This is a genomic window from Gillisia sp. CAL575 (assembly GCF_000403785.1).
Taxonomy (GTDB): Bacteria; Bacteroidota; Bacteroidia; order Flavobacteriales; family Flavobacteriaceae; genus Gillisia.
This window is the reverse complement of the sequence record NZ_APHJ01000030.1, coordinates 42,090-56,407: the sequence shown is the minus strand read 5'-3', so window position 1 is coordinate 56,407 and position 14,318 is coordinate 42,090. Positions and strand designations below refer to the sequence as shown.

Below are 14,318 nucleotides of genomic sequence, written 5' to 3'. Positions count from 1 at the left end.
TAGTCAATCATTATGCCAGCGGTTTAGTTCTGACAGGTTGTCATAATTAATTATACTATTGGCATTCCACCTTCATTACGCCTCAAACAAGCGTAATAAAGCTGTCGGGCTTTCCGCTAAATCTTTTAATTTCCAAACAATAATCAAAAGGATATCGCTGCAATCCCTAATGCAAAAACAAATACTAACTAATTCTTAATAACAAATTCAGAAAAATGAAGCCTTAGACTAACAAATCCCTATTTTTGCGTGTAAATTTTGGACTAGAATGCGAAAAATAGAATGTATTAGTGTGTTTGATATGTTGAAGATTGGAGTTGGCCCTTCAAGTTCTCACACCTTAGGACCATGGCGTGCAGCACAAAGATGGATCCAGGAACTCAAGGAGAAAAAGTGCTTTGATGAGGTAGATTCGGTTCATATAGATCTATATGGTTCGCTTTCGCTTACAGGAAAAGGACATGCTACAGATCTTGCAGTTATGTTAGGTCTGGCAGGATTAGATCCTGTTAAAATGGAAATAGAACAAATAGATCCAGAAATCTTTAGCATTAGAACTACTAAGTCTATAATATTAAATGGTGAAAACGCTATTCATTTTGACCCGGAGACTCAAATAAAATTCAACAAAAAATTCCTGCCTTTTCATCCTAACGGTCTTACTTTTAGAGCAATCTTAAGAAATGGAAAAAAAATCTCCACTTCATACTATTCTATAGGTGGAGGTTTTGTAGTGAAAGAAGAACGAAAAAATGCTTCAAAAAAAATGAAGAGTTTTCAAGAATTTCCTTTTCAAATAGAAAAAGCTACAGAGCTTCTTGCTTACTGTAATGCAGAAAATAAATGCATTTCAGAAATTGTAATGGAAAATGAGAAATCCCTGCGATCTCCAGAAGAAATTCATCAGGGATTAAAAGAGATTTGGGATGTAATGCTGGAATCTATGTATATAGGTTGTCATACAGAAGGCACTTTACCCGGCGGACTCAATGTGCATCGCCGTGCTTTCGATATGAACAAAGGTTTGTTAGGAGAAGCAACATATAATTCTCCACAAGAATGGCTGGAAACCATCCGAAATACTGAGGTTAAATTTAGACAGATCCTTAAGTGGGTAAGTTGTTTTGCAATTAGTGTGAATGAGGTAAATGCTTCTTTAGGACGAGTTGTAACAGCTCCTACCAATGGGAGCGCAGGAACTGTTCCTGCCGTGCTCATGTATTATATGGTAATAGAAAACCATAATGCCACTTTTGAAGATGTAAAACGCTTTATGTTGGTCGCCGGAGAAATTGGAAGTTTATTTAAAAAGGGAGCCACCATATCTGCCGCTATGGGTGGCTGTCAGGCAGAAATTGGAGTGTCTTCTGCAATGGCGGCTGGCGCCTTAACAGAGGCTATGGGAGGAACACCTGCCCAAGTTCTAATGGCCAGTGAAATAGCAATGGAACATCATCTTGGTCTTACCTGCGATCCAATTGGTGGATTGGTACAAATACCTTGTATAGAACGTAATGCAATGGGAGCAATTAAAGCCATTAATGCAGCAGAAATTGCTATGGACAGTGATGCTTCAAAAGCAAAAGTACCGCTAGATAAAGTGATAGAAACCATGTGGGATACCGCGAAAGACATGAATTCTAAATATAAAGAAACCTCAGAAGGAGGATTGGCAGTAAGAGTGAGTTTAAGCGATTGCTAGGTTACAAAGCGACTATTGCTAAATTATCTTAACTTTAAATTCAACTAGCTACTATAATATTGTTTAAACCAAGCCATATCACCTTATTCAAAATTAAAAATTTGCTCCGGAATTATGGCTGGATGTTGGGCTCTTACTTCGTGTTTTTTACTCTTTTAGGAATACTTCAAGTTGTTTTTCCAGATCTAGATATTTTAAAATATCAGCAATCAGATCTCAATGAATTGATGGATAAAAACCCATGGAAATTTGTGCTTTTGGCTGTTATTATAGCGCCAGTTATGGAGGAGGGAATGTTTAGAACACTTATAAAACCTTCTCCAAATGAGTTTATCTTTTTTCTTTGCAGCTGGATTCTCATGTTGACTGCTATCTTTATTCCAATAGATGTGCACTGGGCAATAAAATTTGGTTTCCTATTACTCTTTATTACCTTGATCTATTTTTTTCTGAAAGAATTAATCCCAAGAGAAATACAATTTAAAGCATGTAGTTTTTTGCGTAGAAATTATATATCCATTTGGGTGATCACCTCTATTATTTTTGGTTTGGTACATATTTCCAATTATGTGGATGGTTTTCACATCAATTTTCTATTATTCTTAATGATAGTTCCAAGAATTATTGCCGGATTTTATTTTGGAAAAGTAAAGATTGAAAATAAAAGTATGGCCTGGCCTATTGCTATGCATGCTATGAATAATGCAACCGTACTGGTGTTTCTCCTTCCTAAGTTATTCTAGAAACTATATTGGCTCACAGCCTTTCTTAGTTCTAGTATCTATAATATAAATAATCTTCCAGATCCCTTTTTCCTTAAACAATTGGAAGGTATTTACTCCACAATGGCTTAGTTCATCATTTACATAAAAGGAATACGGTGTAGAAACATTTGCCATTGGACCATCTACTTGGATTTTAAAAGAATGGATCTCCTCCTTAAATTTTGTTGTCTTAGGGATTGCATAAATGGCTTTTAAAAAGTTTCCATATTCCTCGGTAATCAATTTCGGCTCTGCATCTACCTTTATACTTATTGATTGCATTTGTATGGTTGGATGAACCATAATTCTAAGAGCAGTAGTATCTTGTTTATGAAAAGCTTTAAAAAAATCTTCTACAGAGGTCTTTACAGAAACTTCATCTATCGTTTCTTGAGAATGGCTTACAATTCCAACTAAAAATAACAGAATACATAAATCAACCTTCATAATTCTAAGTTTTGAATGTGGTCTACTAATTTACTACTTTTACTCATCTAAAAAAATGAGCTAATGTCAGTTGCCAAGAAACAATACAAAAGGATTACAGTTAAATCGTTGGTGGAAATGAAAGCCAATGGAGAAAAGATCGCTATGCTTACGGCATATGATTATACCATGGCTCAAATTGTAGACGGAGCAGGAATAGATGTGATATTAGTTGGAGATTCTGCCAGTAATGTAATGGCAGGTCATGAAACTACACTTCCTATTACTTTAGATCAAATGATCTACCATGCTGCTAGTGTGATAAGAGGGATAGAACGCTCTTTAGTAGTTGTAGATCTTCCTTTTGGTAGTTACCAAAGTGATCCAAAAGAAGCTCTTAGATCTTCTATTAGAATTATGAAAGAAAGTGGTGGACACGCAGTGAAGATGGAAGGTGGAAAAGAAATAAAGGAATCTATTAAAAAAATATTAAATGCAGGAATTCCGGTAATGGGTCATTTAGGACTTACTCCACAATCTATATATAAATTTGGAACGTATACAGTACGTGCAAAGGAAGATCTGGAAGCTGAAAAATTAAAAGAAGATGCCCTTTTATTAGAGAAATTAGGTTGTTTTGCAATGGTGCTAGAAAAAGTGCCGGCAAAACTAGCTAAAGAAGTGGCAGAAAGTGTGAGCATTCCAGTTATTGGTATAGGTGCAGGAAATGGTGTAGATGGACAGGTTTTAGTGACTCATGATATGCTAGGAATGAACCACGAATTCAATCCTAGATTTTTACGTCGTTATGCAGATCTTCATGGAGAAATGACTAAAGCTTTTGAAAGCTATAAAAACGATGTAAAGAGCAAAAGCTTCCCAACAGATGAAGAGCAGTATTAAATCTTATTTCAAGATATAATTTCTTAAAGTAAAAGATGTACTTAGTTTTTATCGCAAAGCTCAATAATAAACTATAATTATCAGAATTTGAATTCAGAAAAAATTCTTTCCAACAAGCATAACCTGCAAGTCTTGTATGAAGATAATCATCTTATAGCAATTAATAAAAGACCAGGAGATATTGTTCAAGGAGATAAAACGGGGGACATTCCTCTTAGCGAAGTTGTAAAGGATTATTTGAAAGACAAGTATAACAAACCGGGAAATGTCTATTTAGGAGTTGTACATCGAATAGACAGACCTACCAGTGGGATTGTTGTTTTTGCAAGGACATCTAAAGCCTTGCCTAGGCTAAATCAACTTTTTAAGGATAGAGATGCACAAAAAACCTATTGGGCACTTGTGAAAATTATGCCTCCAAAGGTAGAAGATACACTTACACATTATCTAAAGAGAAATCCAAAACAAAATAAATCTTACGCTCATATTAAAGAAGTGCCAGAGAGCAAAAAAGCCATTTTAGATTATAAAATCATCCAGAAATTAGACAATTATTTTCTTTTAGAAATTGCATTGCATACAGGAAGACATCATCAAATTAGAAGTCAATTATCTGCTATAGGGTCTCCAATTAAAGGAGACCTTAAATATGGATTTGACAGGAGTAATAAAGACGCTAGCATATCCCTGCATGCCCGTAAATTATCTTTTAAACATCCAGTGAAAGATCTGGAATTAAACCTAGTTGCCCCATTACCGAACGATCCAATTTGGAATGCTGTGAATATTTTATAAATAGCTTAACATTAAAATTATTACTTTTAAAATAAAAAAGTATGAAATGGCAAGGTAGACGTCAGAGTGGCAATTTAGAGGATCGTAGAGGCTCCTCTACAGGAGGGAAAGTAGCTGTTGGTGGAGGAATAATTGGATTAATTTTTCTTGCAATCCAGCTCTTCTCTGGCGGCGATATTTCAGAAACCTTACAGCAATTAGAATCTCAAACACAAACATCTTCTGGAGAAAGTAGAGAGTTAACTGCAGAAGAAATAGAATCCAGAAAATTTATTAATGCGGTTCTAGTTGATACCGAAGATATTTGGAATGAAATATTTTCTGAAAACAATATGAACTATCAAGAACCAGGTTTGGTCCTTTTTACAGATGGGGTAAGAACTGCATGCGGTGGAGCTTCAGCAGCATCTGGACCATTCTATTGTCCTGCAGATCAAAAGGTCTATATGGACTTATCTTTTTTCGATGAATTAAAAACACGTTTTGGAGCTCAAGGAGGAGATTTCGCCATTGCCTATGTGATCGCACATGAGGTAGGACATCATGTTCAGACAGTTTTAGGAACTTCTGGAAAAGTTAGGCAGTTGCAACAAGGTAGAAGTCAAGCTGCAGCTAATGAATTGTCTGTAGCATTGGAATTACAAGCCGATTTTTATGCAGGTGTTTGGGCTAATCATAATAAGAAATACTTAGAACAAGGTGATATTCAAGAAGCTATGAGTGCTGCAAGTGCTGTAGGAGACGATGCTATCCAAAAGCGTACTTCTGGGAGGGTGGTTCCAGATGCTTTTACCCACGGAACGTCTAAACAACGAATGGATTGGTTTATGAGAGGCTATAACTCTGGGGATATCAGACAGGGTGATACTTTTAATGGCAGACTTAATTAATCTACATATAATTTAATCGATCCCTTCGACTGCTGAATTTTTCCGAAGGGATCTGATACTCTCTATAATTACGGCGCTAATAATTAGCGTACCACCAATAATCGTTTTTAATGAAGGATATTCTTGAAGAAATAATATCCCTAAAATTATAGCATATAAAGGTTGTGCGCTGCTCATTATGCTGGCCGCGGTAGTTGAAAAATTTCTTAGACTTAGCAAGAAAAGTGTATGACCTATGCAGGTTGTTACAATGGCAAGGGTTAAAAGAGGCGCCCATTGTAAAATCACATCATTAAAATCGCTGAAAAATAATACTGGTGATAACACCACCGCCACAACCACAATCTGATACATCATCAATACAGAACCATTATATTTTTCAATTTCCTGTTTCATTAAAATATTTCGGAGCGCATAAAATACTCCGGATAATATCCCCAGCAGTACAGCGATGGTATAATTATTTTGAAAGCTGATCTCCGGCACCAAAAAATAAATTCCGAACAACACTAATAAGCCTAATGCCAAATGACTTTTACTAAATTTGGTTTTTAATAGTAAAGGCTCCAAAAAAACAGTAATTACCGGATATGTAAAAAGCGAAAGGATCCCAATTGCAACATTAGAATATTTAAGTGCAAAAAAGTAAGCTACCCAATGACCAGCCATCAATAACCCGGATAACACTGTTTTTAGTACATCCCTTTTATTGGAAATCCTTAGATCTAATTTTTTAAATCTGCAAAAAATATAAAATAGTATTGCCGCTAATAACGTTCTATAAAATATAGTTACGAAGGGGTTTAAGGTTATATATCTTCCCAAAACTCCCGAGGTGCTAATAAAAAGCACAGCGAGATTAAGTTCTAGTATTTTCGAGTATTGTAAGTTCTTTTCAGCCAAATTTTTTAAATATGGAGCAAATTGCAAATTCTAGAGGAACTTTCTTTAATTGTACAGGATTAATATTAAAAAAACAAAGTGAAAATTTGAATAGAATACTTATATTCCATTGTATTTGTCCTTATTGGTCATTTCCTTAATTAATATTAAAATGCATAACAAAATCAGTGATTTATTAGCCTCCCAAAAATTTTTCTTTAAAGAAGGGAAGACTAAAGAAGTTGCTTTAAGAATTGAAAAATTAAAATTGCTTAGATCGGTTATTGAAGAGCACGAAACTGAAATATGCGATGCCCTCTTTCAGGATTTCAAAAAACCTAAGTTTGAAAGTGTTTTAAGCGAAACTGCTTTTATCATTAGCGAACTTGATCATGTAATTAAAAATCTGAAAAGTTGGTCTAAACCTAAAAAAGTTTCAAGCTCTTTAATAAATTTCCCTTCTTCAGATTATATTTATTCTGAACCTTATGGTGCTTGTTTAATTATTGCTCCGTGGAATTATCCTTTTCAGTTGGCGATCTCCCCAATAATGGGGGCCGTTGCTGCAGGAAACACCGTAGTCTTAAAACCCAGTGAATTAGCATTAAACACCTCTCAAATATTAGCAGATATTTTAGAAATAGTATTTCCTAAAGAAATGCTCGCTGTAGTACAAGGAGGAGTCCCTGTTTCTGAAGCCTTATTAGAAGAAAAATGGGATTATGTATTCTTTACAGGAAGTGTTCCTGTTGGGAAAATAGTAGCAAAAGCAATTGCGCCTCACCTCACTCCTTCCACCTTAGAGTTAGGTGGTAAAAACCCATGTATTATACATAAATCGGCAAAAGTGCAACTTGCAGCAAAGCGAATTGTTTGGGGGAAATTTTTAAACGGAGGCCAAACCTGCATTGCGCCAGATTATATCCTTGTCGATTCATCTATAAAAAAGGAATTTATAGATGCAATTCAAAAGGAGATCGTAGCAGCTTACGGAGCTAATCCTAAAGATTCGCCTGATTATGCACGAATAATCAACGAAAAGAACTTTTATAGATTAGCAGCAATGCTCGAGGGTGAAAAGTGTCCAATTGGAGGAGAGCTAGATAAGGAACAATTATATATAGCTCCTACTTTAATAGATGAACCTGCCCTAACTAGCAAGGTGATGGAAGATGAAATTTTTGGACCTATTCTTCCAGTTTTAAGTTTTTCTTCCGAAGAGAATATGGCAAATATTATAGACAACTATTCCAAGCCTCTTGCCTTATATGTGTTTTCTGAAGATAAGAGTTTTTCAGAAAAAATATTAAAATCTTACAGTTTTGGTGGCGGTGCAATTAACGATGTGGTGATACAGGTGGTTAATAAAAATCTGCCATTCGGAGGTGTTGGAAGTAGTGGAAACGGAGCTTATCATGGCAAACATTCTTTCGATACATTTTCTCATAAAAAGAGTATAACAAAAAGAGGGACATGGTTAGATGTTCCTCTTAGATATGCACCTTACGGTGATAAAGTCAGTTTAATAGGTAAGATTATGAAGAAGTTTTAATATTCTTCTTTTTATAGAATAAACGTACTCAAGCGTTCAAATTCTTTAAATATTACGAGGGCGCAAGGAGGTTTTTTCTTCTATAATATCTGCTACTGCCCTGTTTTCAATCTTACTTTCCAGCCACGACAGAATGTCTAGGTATAAAAAGGCCCTTCTTTCATAGGGGTGGTTTTCATATTGTTTTAATATAGTATGGAGATTCCTAAATTCCTCTTTAATATTTAAAGGAGAAACATCTGGCAGCTTTCTTAAAAATTTAATCATCTCTTTCTGCACTTCATGCATATCATTCATGCGAATTAAAAATTTATACGTAGAGCGTATTAATCTTTCCAAATGATAATCCAATCCAGCTTCATAATGTGCTACAAGGTTTAATATTCTTGAAAAGCACATTAAATCTTCTCGCATTTCGAGAGAGGTATTATTTATAATTTTCTTCAAAAATTCAATACATTTTTTATTTTCCCCATTCCCAAAATGCAAACTTGCTATTTTATAATAAAATACCATGATATGATGCCCATCCAACCTATCCTCATATTTCTTTATTTTCTTCTGAATTTTATCTATCAATAATTCCCCTCCTCCAAAATCACCCTTCATAAACTTTAAATTCAATTTATTTGAGTAGATATATAAAAAGGAAAGTGCCGCGATATTATCATCATCTGGAATCTTAGGGTCTTTTATTGTAGCCTCCAAGTTTAAAAGAACTTTTTCAAAAATTTCCACATGGTTCAGAAAAAACAATGATTCCAATAAGTAATGATTACCTTTAAGATAAGATACCGGATGAAGAGATACCATATGTGGATTTTCATTGAATAAGTCTATCCATTTTAAGGAGTAACGATAACTTGATAAAAAATTCTGGGTTAAAAAACTATACCACAAAAATGCTTTGTAAAGCAAGAGTTTTTCTCGAAACCCCATTTCATCATATCTATATTCCGGCATGTTTTTTTGAAAAATTTCCCTGATACCAGTAGTCTCCTCTTCAGTACGAGCATAACCCATTTTCAATAATATCCCATATAATTGTAGTGATAGATTGGACAATCTACTTGCCAAAACATTCAACCTACTAAGTTGTTCGGTTTGTTTTATTAAACTCTCCGCCCTGTTTTGAATACTGCGGGTGATATATTGAGATTCAATTATTTTTTCCCATTCCAGGATTTCATAGGCGACATTTTTTTCTTCATTATATAAAGCTATCGACTTTACTTTATCAAGCAATTTCAAACTTTGATTATATAAGCCTTTTCTATATAAAATCAGCGCAAAATCCAGTTGCTCTCTAATTTGAACGGGGATACTTTGATGAGCAGGATTCAATCGAAGACTAACAAGTATTTGCTTATACAGGTGTGCTTTAACATTAGATAATTGTTGTTTACTAATGTTGGTATGGTCAAGGATTAACTTCTCGTTATATTGAGATTGCTTCGCCATAACCTTAAATAAATTAAGGAATTTACTATCTGCATTCACTCCTATTCTCCCAACATATAATGAAAACTGCCTTTTTTCGGAGGAGGAAAGGGACTTAATAAGGGTAAAAAGATTGTCGGTTAAGTCGTTGGTCATTGTAACGATTATGTTTTCAATGTATTGATTATCAGTAAATTGCCTTCCTTATTTTAAATCAATGATCGTAATTCCTCGAAATATCAATTTATAAGCTGAAGATGTATCTGCTACATTAGTTAAAGATAAAGCAAAATAAATCTGATATGAGTACGGAAAAGGTAGAAATTTTTGACACAACATTAAGAGATGGAGAACAAGTGCCTGGTTGTAAACTGAATACAGCTCAAAAATTAAAAATAGCCGCACGCCTCGATGAACTTGGAGTGGATGTGATTGAAGCTGGTTTTCCTGTTTCCAGTCCAGGAGATTTTAAATCGGTTACCGAGATATCAAAATTAATTAAAAATGCTGCAGTTTGTGGACTTACCCGTGCTGTAAAAAATGATATAGAAGTTGCTGCTGAAGCATTAAAATATGCTAAATACCCAAGAATTCATACTGGGATCGGAACTTCAGATTCTCATATAAAATACAAGTTCAATTCTACACGAGAGGAGATTATTGAAAGAGCCATTATGGCCGTATCCTATTCCAAAACCTTTGTAGAGGATGTTGAATTCTATGCTGAAGATGCCGGGAGAACAGATAACGAATTTCTTGCAAAAGTTTGTACCGCCGCAATTAAAGCCGGAGCTACAGTTTTAAATATTCCAGACACTACAGGATACTGTCTTCCTGAAGAGTATGGTCAAAAAATTAAATACTTAAAAGAGAATGTAACAGGGATTCATAGGGTAAGACTTTCTTGTCACTGCCATAACGACTTGGGGATGGCTACTGCAAATGCTATTGCAGGTGTTGTTAACGGAGCAAGACAAATTGAATGTACCATCAACGGGATTGGAGAACGTGCAGGAAATACAGCCCTAGAGGAAGTAGTTATGATCTTAAAACAACATCCTAGTTTAAATCTTACTACCAATATTAATTCAAAATTGTTATATGGTACCAGTAAAATGGTTTCTCAGGAAATGGGAATGTATGTACAACCAAACAAAGCAATTGTTGGAGCTAATGCATTTGCGCATAGTTCAGGAATTCATCAAGACGGGATGATAAAGAATAAAGAAACCTATGAAATTATAAATCCATCAGATGTTGGTGTAACAGAATCGGCTATTATACTTACTGCAAGAAGCGGTAGAGCTGCATTGGCGTATAGAGCGAAGAAAATGGGCTATGAATTAACCAAACTTGAATTAGACACCGTCTATATTGAGTTTTTAAACTTTGCCGACCATACAAAAGAAGTCGAAGATAATGACATTCATATTATAATGGATTTATCCAGAAAAAGAAACAGAGCTATTGCCTAATGAAAAAAACACTTTTTGATAAAATCTGGGATGCGCACGTGGTAGAATCTATACCCGCAGGCCCGGATATTTTATATATAGATAAACATCTTATCCATGAGGTAACCAGTCCTCAGGCATTTAACGAGTTAAAAGAAAGAGGTATTTCCATATTAAGGCCTAAGCAAATTGTTGCCACAGCCGATCATAATACGCCAACAGAAAATCAGCATTTACCAATAAAGGATCTTCTGTCAAGAAATCAACTAAAACAGCTTACTAAAAACTGTGAAGATAATAACATAACACTTTACGGCTTAGGGCATCCATATAATGGGATAGTACATGTAATGGCACCGGAGTTGGGAATTACCCAACCTGGAATGACCCTTGTTTGTGGAGATAGCCATACCTCTACTCATGGAGCATTTGGAACCATTGCTTTTGGTATAGGAACCAGTCAGGTCGCACAAGTTTTTGCGAGTCAGTGCTTGTTAGTGGATAAGCCAAAAAAACTTAGAGTAAATGTTAATGGAAAATTACGAGATGGAGTGCTTCCCAAAGATGTTATTTTATACATTATCAGCAAATTAGGAACCAATTCGGGGACAGGATATTTCTGTGAGTATGCGGGAAATGTTTTTGAGGAGATGTCTATGGAAGGCAGAATGACAGTTTGTAATATGAGTATTGAAATGGGAGCCCGAGGCGGACTAATAGCCCCAGACGAAACTACCTTTAATTATTTGGAAGGAAAGGAATTTGCTCCTAAAGGAGAAGATTTTGAGATGATGAAAGTTTACTGGAAATCCTTAAAAACTGAGGATGATGCTGAATTTGATCAAGAATACTCTATCGATGCCTCCGATATAGAACCTATGATCACATATGGTACAAATCCAGGAATGGGTATTAAACTAAGTGATTCAATTCCGAAAAATACAGGTAAAAGTGATGAAAAAGCATTGGAATACATGGGATTCAAAGAAGGAGAGTTCTTAATCGACAAACCTATTAATTATATATTTATTGGTAGCTGCACCAATTCTAGAATTGAAGATTTTCGAACTGTGGCAAACTACATTAAAGGAAAACAAAAAGCAGCAAATGTAAATGCACTTATAGTACCTGGTTCCAGGCAAGTGGCTGAACAAATAAAGGCAGAAGGCTTACAGCATATTTTCGAAGAAGCAGGATTTTCTTTACGCCAACCAGGATGTTCTGCATGCTTGGCTATGAACGACGATAAGATCCCTGCCGGGGAATATTGTGTTTCCACAAGTAATCGGAATTTTGAAGGCCGGCAAGGCCAAGGTTCCAGAACGCTATTAGCCAGTCCACTTACAGCGGCTGCAACAGCTATAGCAGGGAAAATTACCAATTTCACTCAAAATTTTAACTAGATGGAAAAATTTATAAGTCTTACAGACACTGCCGTTCCATTAGAGATCGAAAATATAGATACCGACCAGATTATTCCTGCCAGATTTTTAAAGGCGACAGACAGGGAAGGGTTTGGAGAGAATTTATTTCGGGATTGGAGGTTTGATAAGGATGGAAATCCCAACTCAAAATTCAATTTAAATAATAAAAAATATAAAGGTTCCATTTTGGTTGCAGGAAATAATTTTGGATGTGGATCTAGTAGAGAACATGCCGCCTGGGCTTTAAAAGCTTATGGGTTTAAGGTAATTGTTTCCAGTTATTTCGCCGATATTTTTAAAGGAAATTCATTAAATAATGGGTTGCTCCCTTTACAGGTAAGCCCGGGATTTCTTAAAAAAATCTTTAAAGCCATCTACACAGATTCTTCAGAAGAACTTCATGTAAATCTGGAAAATCAACTCATAAAAATTACAAGTACAGGAGAAGCTGAAAATTTTGAAATAGATCCATATAAGAAAAATTGTCTGATAAATGGCTTTGATGATATTGACTTTTTGGTAAGCCGAAAAGAAGCCATTCAAAAATTTGAAGAAAAAACATTCCAGTTCTAAAAGTCTTAACGGGAGACAATCAGAATTAAAATTAACTGGGAGAAGAAAAATATATTTCCCGAAAAAACTAGCTTAAGATGAAACTAAAAATAGCAGTATTACCCGGAGATGGGATAGGCCCTGAAATAACAGAGCAAGCAGTTAAAATATTAAAATCTATAGCAGATCGATTTGATCATGATTTTCACTTTGAAGAAGCCGCTGTTGGAGCAACAGCCATAGATCAATTTAAAAACCCATTACCGGAAGCCACCTTAGATTTATGCAAGGCATCTGATGCTGTGTTATTTGGGGCAATAGGGCATCCAAAATATGACAATGATCCCAGCGCTAAAATAAGGCCCGAACAAGGCTTACTTAGGTTGAGAAAGGAACTGGGGTTATTTGCAAATATCCGTCCTGTAACCACCTATTCAAAATTAATAGATATGTCCCCATTACGTCGCGAGCGGATTGAGGGAGTAGATATGGTAATCTACCGCGAGTTAACCGGGGGGATTTATTTTGGTGAGAAAAGTTTAAATGAAGCAGGTACAAGTGCTACCGATGTTTGCACCTATTCTGTAATGGAAATAGAGAGAATTGCTCACTTGGCATTTCAAGCAGCTCAAAAACGCCGTAAAAAACTAACCTTAGTAGATAAAGCAAATGTGTTAGAAACTTCCAGACTTTGGAGAAAAACAGTAACTGCCATTGCTAAAGAGTATCCAGACATAAAACTAGATTTTCTGTTTGTAGATAACGCAGCCATGCAATTGATTTTAAATCCAAAACAATTTGATGTAATCCTTACCGAGAATTTATTCGGTGATATTTTATCTGACGAAGCCAGTGTAATTTCCGGAAGCATTGGATTATTAGCCTCGGCCTCTGTTGGTAATAAAAATGCCTTATTCGAACCTATACATGGATCATATCCAGAAGCAACCGGTAAAGGAATAGCTAATCCATTGGCTGCCATTCTTTCGGCAGCTATGTTACTTGATCATTTCCACTTAACCGAAGAAGCAAAAGCTATTAGAGATGCAGTAGAAATTAGTATTAAGCTTAATATTTGTACGCAGGATATCAATAATGAATACCACTACTCTACTGAAAAGGTAGGAGATTTTTTAGATGGCCTTATAAGCGAGGTGGACAATTATCATATCAATAATGAAAATTTAAACCTAGGTCAGATGACTATTATTTAATAATTTGTTTTTAGCTAGATTGCAAAACCTCCATTGTCTTGGTTAGTCTTTGGAGGTTTTTATTTTTGAGAATGTCCGAAAAATATCATAAACTGATAAAGGACATCATTCTGAACTTGTTTCAGAATCTCATAACAAAGTAAATCAATACAAATAATTGAGACCCTTAAATAAATCACCATTCACAAATTCCAAGAAGTCGGAGAACACTTCTTTCAGTCGATAAAGATCTGTTCAATTATTAAAGATTGTTCATTTTTTTGCGTGTCCAAAAAAACGAACCAAAAAAAGGACACTTTTTTGTAGGTGTTTCCAATTAT

Annotated in this window: 13 protein-coding genes; 10 read left to right on the top strand and 3 right to left on the bottom strand. The window is 35.2% G+C overall.

What is annotated here, in order from left to right; all coding sequences use genetic code 11:
• Window positions 1-268: 268 nt before the first annotated feature.
• A complete protein-coding gene (locus tag I130_RS10960; RefSeq protein ID WP_034922990.1) occupies window positions 269-1,702 on the top strand; it encodes an L-serine ammonia-lyase in 1,434 nt (477 codons plus the stop codon).
• Window positions 1,703-1,803: 101 nt separating this feature from the next.
• The gene (locus I130_RS10955; protein WP_232224055.1) at window positions 1,804-2,445 is read left to right on the top strand and encodes a type II CAAX prenyl endopeptidase Rce1 family protein; all 642 of its coding nucleotides are present in this window, start codon (window positions 1,804-1,806) and stop codon (window positions 2,443-2,445) included.
• Between the two features lie 3 nt (window positions 2,446-2,448).
• On the opposite strand, the gene I130_RS10950 is transcribed toward I130_RS10955, so the two are convergent.
• Entirely contained in the window at window positions 2,449-2,913 is a 465-nt protein-coding gene (locus I130_RS10950) for a 3-methyl-2-oxobutanoate hydroxymethyltransferase (protein WP_034922987.1), read from the bottom strand.
• A 63-nt stretch (window positions 2,914-2,976) separates the two neighbouring features.
• Here I130_RS10950 and panB point away from each other — a divergent pair, with 63 nt between their 5' ends.
• From panB to I130_RS10935, 3 genes are all read left to right on the top strand, one after another.
• Window positions 2,977-3,795, top strand: a complete 819-nt coding sequence (gene panB, locus I130_RS10945) for a 3-methyl-2-oxobutanoate hydroxymethyltransferase (protein WP_034922985.1) — start codon at window positions 2,977-2,979, stop codon at window positions 3,793-3,795.
• 87 nt (window positions 3,796-3,882) lie between these two features.
• Window positions 3,883-4,590: an RluA family pseudouridine synthase gene (locus I130_RS10940; protein ID WP_034922983.1), complete on the top strand. Its 708-nt coding sequence runs from the start codon at window positions 3,883-3,885 to the stop codon at window positions 4,588-4,590.
• Window positions 4,591-4,631: 41 nt separating this feature from the next.
• Window positions 4,632-5,480 (top strand): neutral zinc metallopeptidase, encoded by an 849-nt coding sequence (locus tag I130_RS10935; RefSeq protein WP_034922980.1) that lies wholly within the window; start codon window positions 4,632-4,634, stop codon window positions 5,478-5,480.
• 12 nt (window positions 5,481-5,492) lie between these two features.
• Here the strand turns inward: I130_RS10935 and I130_RS10930 are convergent, their stop codons facing one another.
• Window positions 5,493-6,332 carry a DMT family transporter gene (locus I130_RS10930; protein WP_316928462.1) on the bottom strand — a complete coding sequence of 280 codons (840 nt, stop codon included), beginning with the start codon at window positions 6,330-6,332 and terminating at the stop codon, window positions 5,493-5,495.
• 202 nt (window positions 6,333-6,534) lie between these two features.
• Here I130_RS10930 and I130_RS10925 point away from each other — a divergent pair, with 202 nt between their 5' ends.
• Window positions 6,535-7,914: an aldehyde dehydrogenase gene (locus I130_RS10925; protein WP_034922974.1), complete on the top strand. Its 1,380-nt coding sequence runs from the start codon at window positions 6,535-6,537 to the stop codon at window positions 7,912-7,914.
• 45 nt (window positions 7,915-7,959) lie between these two features.
• On the opposite strand, the gene I130_RS10920 is transcribed toward I130_RS10925, so the two are convergent.
• Window positions 7,960-9,510, bottom strand: a complete 1,551-nt coding sequence (locus I130_RS10920) for a hypothetical protein (RefSeq protein WP_034922971.1) — start codon at window positions 9,508-9,510, stop codon at window positions 7,960-7,962.
• 146 nt (window positions 9,511-9,656) lie between these two features.
• Here I130_RS10920 and I130_RS10915 point away from each other — a divergent pair, with 146 nt between their 5' ends.
• The 4 genes from I130_RS10915 (at window position 9,657) to leuB (ending at window position 13,998) form a co-directional block, all read left to right on the top strand.
• Window positions 9,657-10,829: a 2-isopropylmalate synthase gene (locus I130_RS10915; RefSeq protein WP_051119688.1), complete on the top strand. Its 1,173-nt coding sequence runs from the start codon at window positions 9,657-9,659 to the stop codon at window positions 10,827-10,829.
• Window positions 10,829-12,211 (top strand): 3-isopropylmalate dehydratase large subunit, encoded by a 1,383-nt coding sequence (gene leuC, locus I130_RS10910; protein ID WP_034922968.1) that lies wholly within the window; start codon window positions 10,829-10,831, stop codon window positions 12,209-12,211. The genes I130_RS10915 and leuC overlap by 1 nt, the downstream gene beginning before the upstream one ends.
• The gene (gene leuD / locus I130_RS10905) at window positions 12,212-12,805 is read left to right on the top strand and encodes a 3-isopropylmalate dehydratase small subunit (protein WP_034922964.1); all 594 of its coding nucleotides are present in this window, start codon (window positions 12,212-12,214) and stop codon (window positions 12,803-12,805) included.
• A gap of 77 nt (window positions 12,806-12,882) precedes the next feature.
• Entirely contained in the window at window positions 12,883-13,998 is a 1,116-nt protein-coding gene (gene leuB / locus I130_RS10900; protein ID WP_034922962.1) for a 3-isopropylmalate dehydrogenase, read from the top strand.
• The last annotated feature ends 320 nt before the right edge of the window (window positions 13,999-14,318 follow it).

What these genes read in the sequence shown, in the direction of transcription:
- panB (WP_034922985.1), top strand. Translation starts at nt 2,977, where the DNA reads ATGTCAGTTGCCAAGAAACAATACAAAAGGATTACAGTTAAATCGTTG.
- I130_RS10935 (WP_034922980.1), top strand. Translation starts at nt 4,632, where the DNA reads ATGAAATGGCAAGGTAGACGTCAGAGTGGCAATTTAGAGGATCGTAGA.
- leuC (WP_034922968.1), top strand. Translation starts at nt 10,829, where the DNA reads ATGAAAAAAACACTTTTTGATAAAATCTGGGATGCGCACGTGGTAGAA.
- leuB (WP_034922962.1), top strand. Translation starts at nt 12,883, where the DNA reads ATGAAACTAAAAATAGCAGTATTACCCGGAGATGGGATAGGCCCTGAA.
- I130_RS10960 (WP_034922990.1), top strand. Translation starts at nt 269, where the DNA reads ATGCGAAAAATAGAATGTATTAGTGTGTTTGATATGTTGAAGATTGGA.
- I130_RS10925 (WP_034922974.1), top strand. Translation starts at nt 6,535, where the DNA reads ATGCATAACAAAATCAGTGATTTATTAGCCTCCCAAAAATTTTTCTTT.
- leuD (WP_034922964.1), top strand. Translation starts at nt 12,212, where the DNA reads ATGGAAAAATTTATAAGTCTTACAGACACTGCCGTTCCATTAGAGATC.
- I130_RS10950 (WP_034922987.1), bottom strand. Translation starts at nt 2,913, where the DNA reads ATGAAGGTTGATTTATGTATTCTGTTATTTTTAGTTGGAATTGTAAGC.
- I130_RS10915 (WP_051119688.1), top strand. Translation starts at nt 9,657, where the DNA reads ATGAGTACGGAAAAGGTAGAAATTTTTGACACAACATTAAGAGATGGA.
- I130_RS10920 (WP_034922971.1), bottom strand. Translation starts at nt 9,510, where the DNA reads ATGACCAACGACTTAACCGACAATCTTTTTACCCTTATTAAGTCCCTT.